Here is a 12,596-nt window from a genome sequence, read left to right on the forward strand (position 1 = left end):
GCCATACCGCTGTTGATGAGCAGCAGCGAGGCATCGTTCTGGGGGATGAGGGAGAAGCTGGGCAGGCGCAGATGGCCCTTTGTCTCGAAGAATTTCAGGAACATCTCGCGCAGCTCGTTGAGACCGTAGTTCTTGTGCATGGACAGACCAAACTCCTATCTTCCAAAATTTTGGGCTTTGCCGGGCAAAAAAGAAGCCCCGCCCCCATGTCAGGGGCGGAGCGTATTCACTCCACGGTACCACCCTGATCTGCCCCGAAGGGCATCTCATGCCATCCGGTAACGGGGATGAGGCGTCCCGGTCGTCCCGGGCGGCTGGTGAAGTGGCTTGCGGAGCCGTGCCGCAGAGGGCTTCCACTGTCCCCTCCTCGCTCGGCGCACGGGCATCCGCTTGGCTTCGTCATGGCGTTTCAACTGCCTTATTCTATCATATTTTTCACGGTTGTCAACCATTTTCGGCGCAGAACGGGGATCTTGAACGGTCAGAGAAAGGATTCGAGGAAGTAAAGCCGGTTTTGCTCCGCGTCCCAAAAGACGAGCAGCTCGCTGTTGTCCTCCTGGGCCCGATACCAATAGAGGCAATCGTCATAGTCGGGCCGGTCCCCGGCGGGAACCTGAATTTCGTCCAGCCAAGCCTCGGCGGCCTCGCGGTAGCTGTCACAGTAGATGGTCTCCCGCTCCACGGAGCCCCAGGCAAACATGAGGCTGACGGGATCCTCATACTGGTAGGAAAACACATGGTACCGGATCCCGTCGCCGTGGAAGCTGGGGCCGGAGTCCGCCTCATAGCACAGCGAAGGGCGGGCCAGAATGGGGAGGGAGATGCCCCAGTTCAGGCGCAGGGCGGAGGCGTAGCCGGGCACCAGCCGCCAGGCGAGGAGACCGGCCAGAAGCAGCAGGCCGACCAGGGCAGCCAAAACGGCCCTAAGGACGCGCTTTCTTTTCATGGAAGACCACCTTTCCCGGAGCTGTCCGGCTCAGAACCACGCCCGGTAGGAGAACCAGTGCTCCGTAATACGTCGGGTCATGCCGCCGTTGTCCGTTCCGTCGCTCCAGCGCCACGCGTCCTCCCCGGCGGGAGTCAGCGGGACATCCACATTCTGATAGGCGGCCGGGACGCCGTCCTCCGAGTAGTAAAACCCGCAGTAGGTGGAGGAGGGGACCAGGCCAAAGCCGCTGGAGAAGAACTGCACGATCCGGTGCTCCCCGGGAAAGACGCCCTCAATCTCTACACTTTTGTACCGCGCCGCCGTCTGGCCGCCGCGCAGGCAGTCTGCCGCAATCTCCTCCAGTGCCGCCTGGTTGACAGTCACGAACCGCGCAATCCCCGCCAGCCGGTCCCTGCCCCGGGCCGCCGTCAGGAGCAGGACCGAGGCGAGGAGCGCGCCCAGGAGAACCAGGAGTATCGGAACCTTTTTCGCTTTCATCATAATAACCCTCCCGAGAGATCCGGGGCAGAAGGGACCCCAGGAAGAACAGCAGAGGCGGCAGCAGGCCCGCCAGAATAACCTGGGGCAGCCACAGCCACGGGGCGGCCCCGTCCAGAAAGGCGAGGCCGGTCATCAGGACGAACAGGGCCGAGGGGGAGGCCAGAAGGAAGGTGGACAGGAGAATTTGAAGGCCCAGATAGCCCACCGACGGCAAGGTGCCGCCGGAGGAGAAGAGCCACAGCCCGCCGAAGGCCCAGATCCAGGCGCATAGGGCGGGGTACAGGACGGCCTTGACGCCGGTTTTCAGATCCGGGGCGGGCCAGCGGCGCAGGGAGGACACCACCCAGCCCGCCGGCACATAGAGGAGCATCAGGACGTACACATAGACGGGAAATACAGGGAGACCCCACGCTCCGGACAGGAGCAGCCAGCCCCCAAACCCCAGGATAGAGAGGGTAAAATGCCCGGCGGCAAACCCGCCGAAGCGGCCGCGGACAGAGCCGGTATGCCTCATGCGGGAGTTCCCCCTTCCGGGAGCGCCGGCGGCTGGGGCCGGCGGAACCTGTGGGGCAGAAGGGAGCCCAGAAAGAACAGCAGGGGCGGCAGCAGGCCCGCCAAAGGGACACAGACCAGCCACAGCCAGGGGAGTCCGCCCAGGGAGTACAACAGGGAAAGGAAGACAAACAGGGCGGAGGCCGGGGCCCAGTAGACGGTGGAGAAGAACATCCAGGAGCCGGCGCCCTCCAGTGCCGGAATACCCGCAAGAGAGCCAAAGATGCCAACGCCCGCGCTGGCGGCCACCCAGCCCCAGGCGCACAGGGTGGGGAAAAGGACAGAGTGGGAAGCGGTTTTCCGATCCGGCCTGGGCCAGTGTCGGAGCAGGGAGAACAGGCAGCCTGCCAGCAGGTAGAGCGCCGCCGGCAGCAGATAGATCTGTACCACGGCGATTGTGGAGGAAACAGGGTCTGCCTGCCTGAAATTGAGAAACGAAAAGAAAAAGTACAGCACAGAACACAGAATATGGCCCAGGATAAAGGAGCCCAGGCGGCCGGGGATGGAACCTCTCGTAGGCATCAGCGTTCACCTCACTGAGGCCAGTATACACAATATAAGTCTAAAAATCAACATAATTTTAACGACAAACAATAAAATAAAATTGAAAAACAGGGCGGCCGGTTCGGCCGCCCTAGCACTTCGGCTTTTTGTTCAATTTGAGGGAGATGCCCCGGGCCTCCGCCGCCCCGTTCAGCAGGCGGACGGCTTGGGCGGCCCGCTCCTTCAGGGGGAGGGAGCCGTCCAGACGCTCCACCACCGCCGCCGTGTCCCCAGCGGGGAGCAGGTTGACGGCGGTGCAGAAGAAGCTCTTGTGTCGCCCGTCGTTGTAGTGTTCCAGCAGTTCGGTGAGCAGGCGGCTCTTCTCCGCCAGCTCCGCCCGAAAGTCCTCCGGCGCTGCCGCCCAGCGGTTCAAATGCTCCAGCTGGTTCCGGTGGGGCACGAAGGAGTCGAAGCGGGCGGCCTCTGTCAGCCGGGGGCAGGGATAGCCGGGGCAGAAGGCGCAGGACTCCGGCCCGCCGTGGGCCAGGGCGCACCGGATGACGGCGCAGCTCTGGTGCCCCTCCCCGCCGCCGCAGCCGGGGCAGCCCTTCTCCATCCGGTGCATGGGACACAGGGCGCAGCACAGCCCGCACAGGGAGAACGCCGGGGCGCTCCGCCGGTAATCCCTCATGACGGCTCCTTTCTCCGCAGCAGGGCGAACAGGTTGCACTCCCGGCAAGCGGAGGCAAAGCTCTGTCCGGTAAATATCCAGCATAGGGGCTTGATGGACATGAGAAGCAAGGTGCCTAGCAGGCAGCTGACCAGAATGGCCAGATAATAGGCCAGGTGGAGAGGAATGGTGTCTACTGCCGGGGTAATCCGGGTGAGCCAAAGCCGCTGCCAGAATTCGATGGCCAGGGGATGGACCAGGTAGACCCCGAAGGACAGACCGGAGAGGAGGGTGACCGCCCGACCGCTCTCCCGTCCCTCCCAATAGGAGCGGGCCAGCAGGAACAGGGCACAGGCAAGCCCGGCACAAAACAGGTGCAGATAGCTCTTGAATACCTCGCTGTAGGAGCCGGCAGTTGCGGAGGCATACCAGGTGCCGACGGCAATGACCGCGAAACAGGTCAGAGCGGCGGCCCAGAGAACGCCCCGGCGGGGCAGCTTCTCCAGCCGGGCCAGCCGGGCCCCCAGCAGAAAGTAGCCCAAGTACCCGCCGATAAAGTTCAGGTTGAGGGTCCAGTGGACAGTGACAACGGTTTTCAGCGTCCCGGCTGGAGCCATATCCCGGAGGGTGCCCATACCGATGCAGGCGACAAACCACAGCACGACCAGATAATTCCACTGAGCGGAGGTGAGGCCGTCAGCCATCTTTTTCAGGAATGGGGAGATCAGGTAAACGGGCACCAGGGCATAGAGGAACCAGTAGGGCACCAGCACCGGAGTGTTGAGCAGGGGGATGATCTTACCCAGGGCGGCCTGGGGCCCGGCCAGAGCGCCGGTGACAGCGATGACCGCCGCCGACCAGGCCAGCAGGGGTACCAGGATTTTGGGCAGCCGCCGGCGAAACAGGGTGTCCAGCCGGGCGGTCTGAGGCTGGGAGAGAAGCAGCGCCCCGGAGAGCATGAAGAACAGAGGTACTGCTGCGGTGGCCAGGGAGGAGGCCAGGTTTGAGAAGTGCCACAGCGGGTTGCCCAGCCTGCGCAGGGCTGCGGCGGCGGTGTGGAGATACACCACCCCAATCATGGACAGCACCCGCAGCAGATCGTAGTCCAGTCGGCGGCCAGTCATAGGCCCACCGCCTTCCGGCGCAGGAGGGAGAGGGGAGGGGCTTGGATGGGCAGCCGAAAGTAGAAGGGCATCTGGGGCTTCCGGGCCTCCGGAATGGGCAGCCCGTCTCCGTCGGTGAGGCCCTCCACGGTGACGGGCACCGGCTTCAGGCCGGGGCCCACCAGCTCCAGCTCATCCCCGGCGGAGAGCTTGTTGCGCAGCTCGCACAGGGCGGTGCCGTCGGGGGCGCAGGAGGTGACCACCGCCATGATCTGCCAGTCCCGGACATAGCGGGAGTGGCTGGTGTGCTGGCCCGGCTCCCCGAAGTAGAAGCCGGTGGAGTAGGGCCGGTGGCTCACCTTCTCCACCTCGTCCCGCCACACCGGGTCCAGGGGCCGGCCGTCCAGGGCGGCATCGATGGCGTGGCGGTAGGCGCCGGTGACCACGGCGGCGTAGTAGGCCGACTTGGCCCTCCCCTCGATCTTCAGGGAGTCCAGCCCGGCGTCGATGAGCTCCGGGATATGGTCGATCATGCACATGTCCTTGGAGTTCATGATGTAGGCGCCCCCCGCGTCCTCCCCGATGGGGAAGTACTCGCCAGGGCGCTTCTCCTCCACCAGGGCGTACTGATAGCGGCAGGGCTGGGCGCAGGCGCCCCGGTTGGCGTCCCGGCCCGTCATATAGTTGGAGAGCAGGCAGCGGCCCGAGTAGCTGACGCACATGGCCCCGTGGACGAAGGCCTCGATCTCCAGCTCCCTGGGGGTCTTGGCCCGGATCTCCCGGATCTCGTCCAGGGACAGCTCCCGGGCCAGGATCACCCGGCTGGCCCCCAGCTCATACCAGGCGGCGGCCGCCTGGTAGTTGGAGACGCTGGCTTGAGTGGAGATGTGGGCCTTCACTCTGGGGGCGTGCTTTTTCAGCAGGGAGAGCACCCCCACGTCGGCCAGGATGGCCGCATCCACCCCCAGCTCCTGGAGGTACTCCAGCCACTCCGGCATCCGGGCGATCTCCCCGTTGCGGGGCATGGTGTTGCAGGTGACGTGGATGGCCACGCCCCGGCTGTGGCACAGGGCCACCGCCTGTTTCAGCTCCTCCGGGGTGAAGTTGCCGGCAAAGGAGCGCATGCCGAAATCCGTGCCCGCCAGATATACCGCGTCGGCACCGTAGGCCAGGGACATGCGCAGCCGCTCCATGTCCCCGGCGGGGGCGAGCAATTCGATTCGTTTTGCCATCACTGATACCGCTCCTGGGTTGCAATAAAGTCCTGCTGGCCCTGATAGGTGCGGAAGAAGTGGTGCAGTCCGTCGTCGCCCAGGGCGTAGAAGTAGTAGTTGGTGTCGTCCGGGTACACCGCCGCCCGCAGGGCGTCCACGCCGGGGCAGGAGATGGCCGTGGGGGGCAGGCCGGTGTGGGTGCGGGTGTTGTAGGGGGTGTCGGCGTTAAGATCCACCTCGGTGCCGCCGGTGGCGTACAGGATGGTGGCGTCGATGTTCAGATAGCCCGCCGTCTCACTGGTGGGGTTGTCCAGGCGGTTGTAGATGACCGAGGCGATCTGGGCCTGATCCTGGCCGTCGGTCTCCTTCTCGATCATGGAGGCGATGATCACCGCGTCGTTGATGGTGTGGCCGGAGGCCTGGATGTCGGCGCGCATCTGTTCGGTGAAGATCTCGTCAAAGCGGAGGATCATCTTGTTGAGCACGCTCACCGGATCCTCGCCCATATAGAACTCGTAGGTGTCGGGGAACAGATAGCCCTCCAGCCGCTTGGGATCGCCCAGGGGCAGCACCCCCTTGAGGAAGGAGAAGTTGAAGTCGTAGTTGGCGGCGGTGTCCTCCAGCTGCTCCACGGTGGACACTCCCTTTTCCTCCAGCAGCTGGAAGATCTGGGCCTCGGTCTGGCCCTCGGGGATGGTGACCGTGGTGACCATCCGGCTGGCGGAGGAGGAGCCCATGCTGGAGACCAGGGCCCGGTAGTCCATATCGGTGTCCAGCTGGTAGGTGCCCGGGGTGATCTTGGCGTCCTCCTCCCCGGCCTGGCCGGAGACATGGGTGAGGGCGCAGAACAGCTTGAAGACCATCTTGTACTCGATGAGGCCGGCCTCCTTCAGCTTGTCGGCCACGTCGCTCACCGTGTCGCCCTCCTCGACCTGCACGGTGGCGGTGAGGGGGGCCTTGTTCAGGGCCAGCACGTCGTTGGCCCACATCCAGCCCACCCCCGCCAGAATGGCGGAGATGCCCAGCACAAAAATGATATAGAGCAGCACGCCCCACGCGCCCAGGCGCTTTTTCCGCCGGCGGCGGGGGGCGGGGCGCCGCTCACCCTCCGGATGGGAGGGGGCCACCCGCTTCCCGCCGTGGCCGGCGCTCCGGTGCTGGGCGGGGCGGCGTTCTTCGTTCCGATATTCTTCCTGAGACATGGGTTCCACTCCAATCAAACAAAAGGCTTCTCACAGGCGCCGGCACCCAGACGGGAACCACCCCGCATCCGGCCGCATAGTATGGGCCAGATGAAGCAAGCGAGGTGAAACAAACATGTGCTTTGGCAACAATGGCTGGGGTGGCAGCGGCTGCCTGTGGATCGTCCTGATTCTCATCATCATTTGCTGCTGCTGCGGCGGCAGCGGCAACAGCTGCGGCTGCAACTGCGGCTGCAGCAACAACTGCGGGTGCAACGACGGCTGCTGCTGAACCGGTTACGTACCGTGGAGCGCCAGGAGCGGGGCCTCAGGCCCCGCTCTGCGCTGTCAGAGGTGCGGACGGGCCGTACAGCCCCTCCTCGGTGAGCACCAGGGCCACCGGGAGATCATGCCCCTCCGCGGGGAGACGCTCCAGCAGCAGCGGGGCGCGGCACAGGGCGGCGGTGAAGCCGGAAAAACCGGCCAGCCAGCGGTCATAGAACCCGCCTCCCTGGCCCAGACGCCCGCCGGAGAGGTCGAAGGCCAGGCCGGGCACCAGCACCAGGCCGATGTCCGCCCGGTCCACCGGGGGGCAGTCCTCCCCCGGCTCCAGCATGCCGAGACGGTGGGGGACCAGGGCGCTGTCCGGCCGGATCAGCCGGGCCTCCATCCCATGGCCGGGCAGGCACCGGGGCAGGCAGAGCCGCTTCCCCCTGGCCCACAGGGCGGGGAAGAGACGGGCGGTGTCCGGCTCCGCCCCCATGCCGTGGTAGAGCAGCAGGGTGTCCGCCGCCTCCACCTGGGGCAGGGAGAGGAAGCGGGCGAAGAGGGCGTCGTCGCTCTCCCGGCGCTGCCTGGGGGACAGGCCCTCCAGATACGCCCGGACACGGCGGCGCAGCGCGGCCTTCTCAGCCGTGATAGTGGACGTCATGGGCCACCTTCCGGGCGGCGTCGGCGCCCTTGAGCACCTCCACCAGCTTCAGGCCGAAGGGGAAGGCGGAGCCGGCGGCCTCGGCGGTGACGATGTGGCCGTCCACCACCACGGGAGTCCCCTTCTGCACCACGGCGGAGCCCATCAGCTCCTCCATGCCGGGGTAGCACACAGCCCGCCGCCGGTCGAGGAAGCCCAGATTGGCCAGGATGGTGGGGGCGGCACAGATGGCGGCCAGCCAGCAGCCCTCGTCGTAGCAGCGCTGGATCAGGGCCTGGGCGCGGAGCTCTCCCTGAATGGCCTCCACGCCGCCCAGGCCGCCGGGGAGCATGAGCATGTCCAGCGCGTCGGCATTCAGCGCCTCCAGGGCGCAGTCGGCGGTGACGGTGATGCCGTGGGCACCGGTGATCTGTGTCCCGCCGATGCCCGCCAGACAGACCTCCACGCCGGCCCGGCGCAGCAGATCGGCGGGCACCAGGGCCTCGCTCTCCTCAAATCCCGTTCCCAGCAGAATGGCTACCATGTTGCAACAGCACCTTTCCCTTTTTTAAGTTAAGTGTTCTCGCTCTTTCCCAAAACGGGGGCGACCCGCCCCCAGATCTCACGGTGAATGTCCTCCACGCTGCGCAGGGCGCCCGCGCCGTCCACGCAGGGGATCCTGACCCAGCCCAGGCAATCCGCCGCCCGCAGGGCGGTGCGGCGGCACAGGGCCAGGTAATCGGTATCCACCTCGTGGATGTCCCCGTGGGTGTGGGTGGCCGCCTCCCGGCTGCGGAGCAGGTGCACCGCCCGGTCGGTGGGCATGTCAAGATAGACCACCAGATCGGGCAGGGGCAGGCCCAGCTTGGAGCACTCAAAGTCAAAGAGCCAGCGGAAGAAGCCCTCCCACTGGTCTTCCGGCAGCTTGCAGGCCTGGTGGACGGCGTTGGAGGTGGTGTACCGGTCGGAGAGCACCAGCCCGCCGCCCTGGTAGTACCCTCCCCACACCTTCTTCCAGGAGGCGTAGCGATCCACCGCATAGAAGGTGGAGGCCGCATAGGGGTTCACGTCGGAGGGGTGGGAGCCGAACTCCCCGCCCAGGTACATGCGGATCAGGGCGGAGGAGGGCTCGCTGTACTGGGGGAAGATCAGCCGCTGGAAGGGGCGGCCCTCGGCCTCCATCCGCTCACAGAGCAGCCGGAACTGGGTGGACTTGCCCGACCCGTCGGTGCCCTCAAAGACAATCAGCCTGCCCTTCAAGCCCGTGTCCTCCCTCCGGTGAGCCGCGCCCCTGCAGCCTGGAAGAGCACCAGGGGCAGCCGGGCCATGCGGCCGATGCGGCGGGGTTCCTTCATCAGGCGGTAGAGCCACTCCAGCCCCAGCTTCTGGAACCCCTCCGGGGCCCGCTCCACCACCCCGGCAAACACGTCCAGGGAGCCGCCCAGGCCCACCATCAGGCGGGCGCCGGCGGCGGGGCCGTTGCGCACCATCCACAGCTCCTGCTTGGGGGCGCCCAGGCACACAAATACCACGTCGGCCGCCGACTCCTGAATGGTTTTCACCACCGGGCCGTCCTCCTGGAAATACCCGTCGTGGGTGCCGCAGACGATCAGCCCCGGGTATGCGGCCTTCAGGTTGGCGGCGGCCAGCTCGGCCACACCGGGCTTGGCCCCCAGGAGGAAGAGCCGCTTGCCGTGGGCGGCCATCCAGGCCGCCAGCCGCTGGGCGAATTCAATGCCGGGCACCCGGCCCTTGAGCGGGCGGCCCAGGATTTTCGCGGCGTAGGTCACGCCCACCCCGTCGGCCAGCACCAGATCCGCCCCCAGCAGGGCCTGCCGGAAGGGCTCATCGTGCCGGGCGGTCAGCAGGAACTCCGGATTGGGGGTGACCGCGTAGTGGAAGCCGCCGCCCTCCACCAGGGCTGCGCCGGCCGCAGCGGCCTCGTCCAAGGTCAGGTCGTCGAAGCCGACGCCCAAAATATCTGTCCTCAAAATGACATTGCCTCCGATTGGAATTCTGTCCACAATTTGAGGCCATTCTATCACATCCTTCCGAAAAAGTCCATGAAAAAACCGGGAAAAGGGGGACGGGAAAAATGAAGATTCTGTGAAGAATGGGGAAGTTCCCCGTTGACAAGCGGCGCGCAGATGAGTATAATGAGCACAAGTTCTTTCTTTAGCGACTAAAATCGCTAAAGAGCAGTAGGAATTGGAGGAGACAACTATGAGAAAGCTATCTAGGCTGGCCGCTCTCGGCCTGAGCGGCATTCTGGCGCTTGGCCTGGCCGCCTGCGGCGGCACCGGCACGTCCGATACGCCCTCCGGCACCGAGTCCCCCGCGGCCGGCACCGAGTCCCCCGCCGCGGCGGGCGAGACCTTCGTGGTGGGCATCTGTCAGCAGATGCAGCACGTGGCGCTGGACGAGGCCACCCGCGGCTTCATCGAGACCCTGGAGGAGAAGCTGGGCACCTCTGTGGAGATCCAGGAGCAGAACGCCTCCGGTGAGGCGGCCAACTGCACCACCATCATCAACAACTTTGTGTCCCAGGGCGTGGATCTGATCCTGTGCAACGGCACCACCGCCCTCCAGGCGGCTGTGGCCGCCACCGGCGACATCCCCATCCTGGGCACCTCCATCACCGAGTACGGCGTGGCCCTGGGCATCGACGGTTTCGACGGCACCACCGGCATCAACGTGTCCGGAACCTCCGACCTGGCCCCCCTGGACGAGCAGGCGGCCATGCTCCAGGAGTGGTTCCCCGACGCCCAGAACGTGGGCCTGGTCTACTGCTCCGCCGAGCCCAACTCCGACTACCAGGTACAGACCGTGAAGGGCTATCTGGAGGAGATGGGCTACACCTGCACGGAGTACGCCTTCTCCGATTCCAACGACCTGTCCGCCGTGGTCACCACCGCCTGCGCGGAGAGCGACGTGCTCTATATCCCCACTGACAACACCGCCGCCACCAACGCCGAGCTCATCGGCAACATCGCGGTGCCCGCGGGCGTGCCCATCATCGCCGGCGAGGAGGGCATCTGCTCCGGCTGCGGCGTGGCCACCCTGTCCATCAGCTACTATGATCTGGGCTGCCAGACCGCTGAGATGGCCTACGAGATCCTGGTCAACGGGGCCGATCCCGCCACCATGGAGATCGCCTACGCCCCCAACTTCACCCCCAAGTACAACGCGGCCAACTGCGAGGCCCTGGGCCTGACACCCCCGGAGGGCTACGAGGCCATTGCGGCCGAGTAACCCGGCCCACAACCAGAACCAACAGCCAGCGGGAGGATTCTGTCCTTCCGCTGGTTTTGGCGTAAAAAAACAGCCCTCGCTTCACGGGGGCTGAGGAGGAATGAACTTGAACTTCATGCACCTGATCAACGCCCTGCCGGGCGTAGCGGCCCAGGGCCTTATCTGGGGCATCATGGCCATCGGGGTCTACATCACCTATAAGATCCTGGATGTGGCCGATCTGACCGTGGACGGCACCATGTGTACCGGCGGCGCGGTGTATATCATGCTCACCATGGCGGGCCTGCCCTGGCCGGCGGCCCTGCTGGGGGCCTTCCTGGCGGGGCTGCTGGCGGGCCTAGCCACCGGTGTGTTCCACACCCTGTGCGGCATCCCCGCCATCCTGGCCGGTATTTTGACCCAGCTGGCCCTCTATTCGGTGAACCTGCGCATCATGGGGCAGGCCAACCGGCCCATCAACTCTATACAGTACGACGTGCTGCTCTCCTCCCGGGACGTGCGGGCGCTGAGCATCCAGAACCCGATCTTCATCGGCGCCATCTTCGTGGTGGTGATCATCGCCGTGCTCTACTGGTTCTTCGGCACGGAGCTGGGCTCCTCCCTGCGGGCCACCGGCGCAAACCAGAACATGGCCCGGGCCCAGGGCATCAACACCAACGTGTCCAAGGTGCTGGGCCTGATGCTCTCCAACGGCCTGGTGGCCCTGTCCTCCGCCCTGCTGGCCCAGTATCAGGGCTTTGCCGACGTGAATATGGGCCGGGGAGCCATCGTCATCGGCCTGGCCGCCGTGATCATCGGTGAAGTGCTCTTCTCCAGGGTGTTCCGCAACTTTGGCCTGAAGCTGCTGGCCGTGGCCATCGGCGCGGTGCTGTACTACCTGGTGTACCAGGTGGTCATCTGGCTGGGCCTCAACCCCGACGACATGAAGCTGGTCACCGCCCTGATCGTGGCCGCCTTCCTGGCCATCCCCTACTGGAAGTCCCGCTACTTCAGCAAGGCGGGCAAGAGAGGAGCGCAGACCCATGCTTGAGATCAAGGAAATCTACAAAACCTTCAACGCCGGCACCATCAACGAGAAGCGGGCCATGAACGGCGTGTCCCTCACCCTCAACGACGGGGACTTTGTGACGGTGATCGGCGGCAACGGCGCGGGCAAGTCCACCCTGCTCAACCTGGTGGCCGGCGTCTATCCGGTGGACAGCGGCTCCATCGTCATCGACGGACAGGACGTGACCCGCCTGCCCGAGCACAAGCGGGCCAAGTTCATCGGCCGGGTGTTTCAGGACCCCATGATGGGCACCGCCGCCACCATGCAGATCGAGGAGAACCTGGCCCTGGCCGCCCGCCGGGGGCAGGGCCGCTCCCTCCGCCCCGGCATCACCCGGGCCGAGCGGGAGCAGTATAAGGAGCTGCTGAAGATCCTGGATCTGGGCCTGGAGGATCGGCTGACCAGCAAGGTAGGCCTGCTCTCCGGCGGCCAGCGGCAGGCCCTGACCCTGCTGATGGCCACCCTGAAGAAGCCCAAGCTGCTGCTGCTGGACGAGCACACCGCCGCCCTGGATCCCAAGACGGCGGCCAAGGTGCTGGACACCACCGAGAAGATCGTCCAGCGGGACAAGCTCACCACCCTCATGATCACCCACAACATGCGGGATGCCATTGCCCACGGCAACCGCCTGATCATGATGTATGAGGGCCGCATCGCCGTGGACGTGTCCGGCGAGGAGAAGAGAAAGCTGACCGTGGAGCAGCTGCTCAACCTGTTCAGCAAGGCCAGCGGGTCGGACGAGGCGGACGACAAG

The 12,596-nt window shown here is 65.6% G+C and carries 16 protein-coding genes; 4 read left to right on the forward strand and 12 right to left on the reverse strand.

Features of this window, described 5'->3' with window-relative positions; translation table 11 throughout:
- The 8 genes from QZ378_RS06745 to mltG all read right to left on the reverse strand — a co-directional run.
- A partial coding sequence (locus tag QZ378_RS06745; RefSeq protein WP_366935139.1) for an alanine--tRNA ligase-related protein occupies positions 1 to 140 on the reverse strand: 140 nt, incomplete at its 3' end.
- 341 nt (positions 141 to 481) lie between these two features.
- Positions 482 to 946 carry a hypothetical protein gene (locus QZ378_RS06750; RefSeq protein WP_291257740.1) on the reverse strand — a complete coding sequence of 155 codons (465 nt, stop codon included), beginning with the start codon at positions 944 to 946 and terminating at the stop codon, positions 482 to 484.
- Between the two features lie 30 nt (positions 947 to 976).
- Positions 977 to 1,426, reverse strand: a complete 450-nt coding sequence (locus QZ378_RS06755; RefSeq protein WP_291257741.1) for a hypothetical protein — start codon at positions 1,424 to 1,426, stop codon at positions 977 to 979.
- A 513-nt stretch (positions 1,427 to 1,939) separates the two neighbouring features.
- Positions 1,940 to 2,503: a hypothetical protein gene (locus tag QZ378_RS06760; protein ID WP_291257742.1), complete on the reverse strand. Its 564-nt coding sequence runs from the start codon at positions 2,501 to 2,503 to the stop codon at positions 1,940 to 1,942.
- Positions 2,504 to 2,615: 112 nt separating this feature from the next.
- The gene (locus QZ378_RS06765; RefSeq protein ID WP_291257743.1) at positions 2,616 to 3,155 is read right to left on the reverse strand and encodes a DUF3795 domain-containing protein; all 540 of its coding nucleotides are present in this window, start codon (positions 3,153 to 3,155) and stop codon (positions 2,616 to 2,618) included.
- Positions 3,152 to 4,258, reverse strand: coding sequence for an acyltransferase family protein (locus QZ378_RS06770; RefSeq protein WP_291257744.1), 1,107 nt, complete (start codon positions 4,256 to 4,258; stop codon positions 3,152 to 3,154). The genes QZ378_RS06765 and QZ378_RS06770 overlap by 4 nt, the downstream gene beginning before the upstream one ends.
- Positions 4,255 to 5,469, reverse strand: a complete 1,215-nt coding sequence (locus QZ378_RS06775; protein WP_291257745.1) for a U32 family peptidase — start codon at positions 5,467 to 5,469, stop codon at positions 4,255 to 4,257. Before QZ378_RS06775 ends, QZ378_RS06770 begins: the two co-directional genes overlap by 4 nt.
- Positions 5,469 to 6,653 (reverse strand): endolytic transglycosylase MltG, encoded by a 1,185-nt coding sequence (gene mltG, locus QZ378_RS06780; RefSeq protein ID WP_291257746.1) that lies wholly within the window; start codon positions 6,651 to 6,653, stop codon positions 5,469 to 5,471. The genes QZ378_RS06775 and mltG overlap by 1 nt, the downstream gene beginning before the upstream one ends.
- Before the next feature lie 115 nt (positions 6,654 to 6,768).
- Here mltG and QZ378_RS06785 point away from each other — a divergent pair, with 115 nt between their 5' ends.
- The gene (locus QZ378_RS06785; protein WP_191379918.1) at positions 6,769 to 6,924 is read left to right on the forward strand and encodes a hypothetical protein; all 156 of its coding nucleotides are present in this window, start codon (positions 6,769 to 6,771) and stop codon (positions 6,922 to 6,924) included.
- Between the two features lie 36 nt (positions 6,925 to 6,960).
- On the opposite strand, the gene QZ378_RS06790 is transcribed toward QZ378_RS06785, so the two are convergent.
- The 4 genes from QZ378_RS06790 to QZ378_RS06805 are packed head-to-tail and all read right to left on the reverse strand — an operon-like array spanning position 6,961 to position 9,533.
- Positions 6,961 to 7,563, reverse strand: a complete 603-nt coding sequence (locus tag QZ378_RS06790) for a 5-formyltetrahydrofolate cyclo-ligase (RefSeq protein ID WP_191379919.1) — start codon at positions 7,561 to 7,563, stop codon at positions 6,961 to 6,963.
- Complete coding sequence (locus QZ378_RS06795) at positions 7,541 to 8,086, reverse strand: DJ-1 family glyoxalase III (RefSeq protein WP_191379920.1); 546 nt, start codon at positions 8,084 to 8,086, stop codon at positions 7,541 to 7,543. Before QZ378_RS06795 ends, QZ378_RS06790 begins: the two co-directional genes overlap by 23 nt.
- 29 nt (positions 8,087 to 8,115) lie before the next feature.
- Complete coding sequence (locus QZ378_RS06800; protein WP_191379921.1) at positions 8,116 to 8,802, reverse strand: thymidylate kinase; 687 nt, start codon at positions 8,800 to 8,802, stop codon at positions 8,116 to 8,118.
- Complete coding sequence (locus tag QZ378_RS06805; protein WP_191379922.1) at positions 8,799 to 9,533, reverse strand: WecB/TagA/CpsF family glycosyltransferase; 735 nt, start codon at positions 9,531 to 9,533, stop codon at positions 8,799 to 8,801. The genes QZ378_RS06800 and QZ378_RS06805 overlap by 4 nt, the downstream gene beginning before the upstream one ends.
- A gap of 232 nt (positions 9,534 to 9,765) precedes the next feature.
- Here QZ378_RS06805 and QZ378_RS06810 point away from each other — a divergent pair, with 232 nt between their 5' ends.
- The 3 genes from QZ378_RS06810 to QZ378_RS06820 form a co-directional block, all read left to right on the forward strand.
- The gene (locus tag QZ378_RS06810) at positions 9,766 to 10,794 is read left to right on the forward strand and encodes an ABC transporter substrate-binding protein (protein WP_291257747.1); all 1,029 of its coding nucleotides are present in this window, start codon (positions 9,766 to 9,768) and stop codon (positions 10,792 to 10,794) included.
- Positions 10,795 to 10,894: 100 nt separating this feature from the next.
- Positions 10,895 to 11,824 (forward strand): ABC transporter permease, encoded by a 930-nt coding sequence (locus tag QZ378_RS06815; RefSeq protein ID WP_366766025.1) that lies wholly within the window; start codon positions 10,895 to 10,897, stop codon positions 11,822 to 11,824.
- Positions 11,817 to 12,596: ABC transporter ATP-binding protein (locus tag QZ378_RS06820; RefSeq protein WP_291257748.1), on the forward strand; the 780-nt coding region annotated here is incomplete at its 3' end. The genes QZ378_RS06815 and QZ378_RS06820, both read left to right, overlap by 8 nt.

This window comes from Flavonifractor sp., assembly GCF_019422385.1.
GTDB classification, from domain to species: Bacteria; Bacillota; Clostridia; order Oscillospirales; family Oscillospiraceae; genus Flavonifractor; species Flavonifractor avistercoris.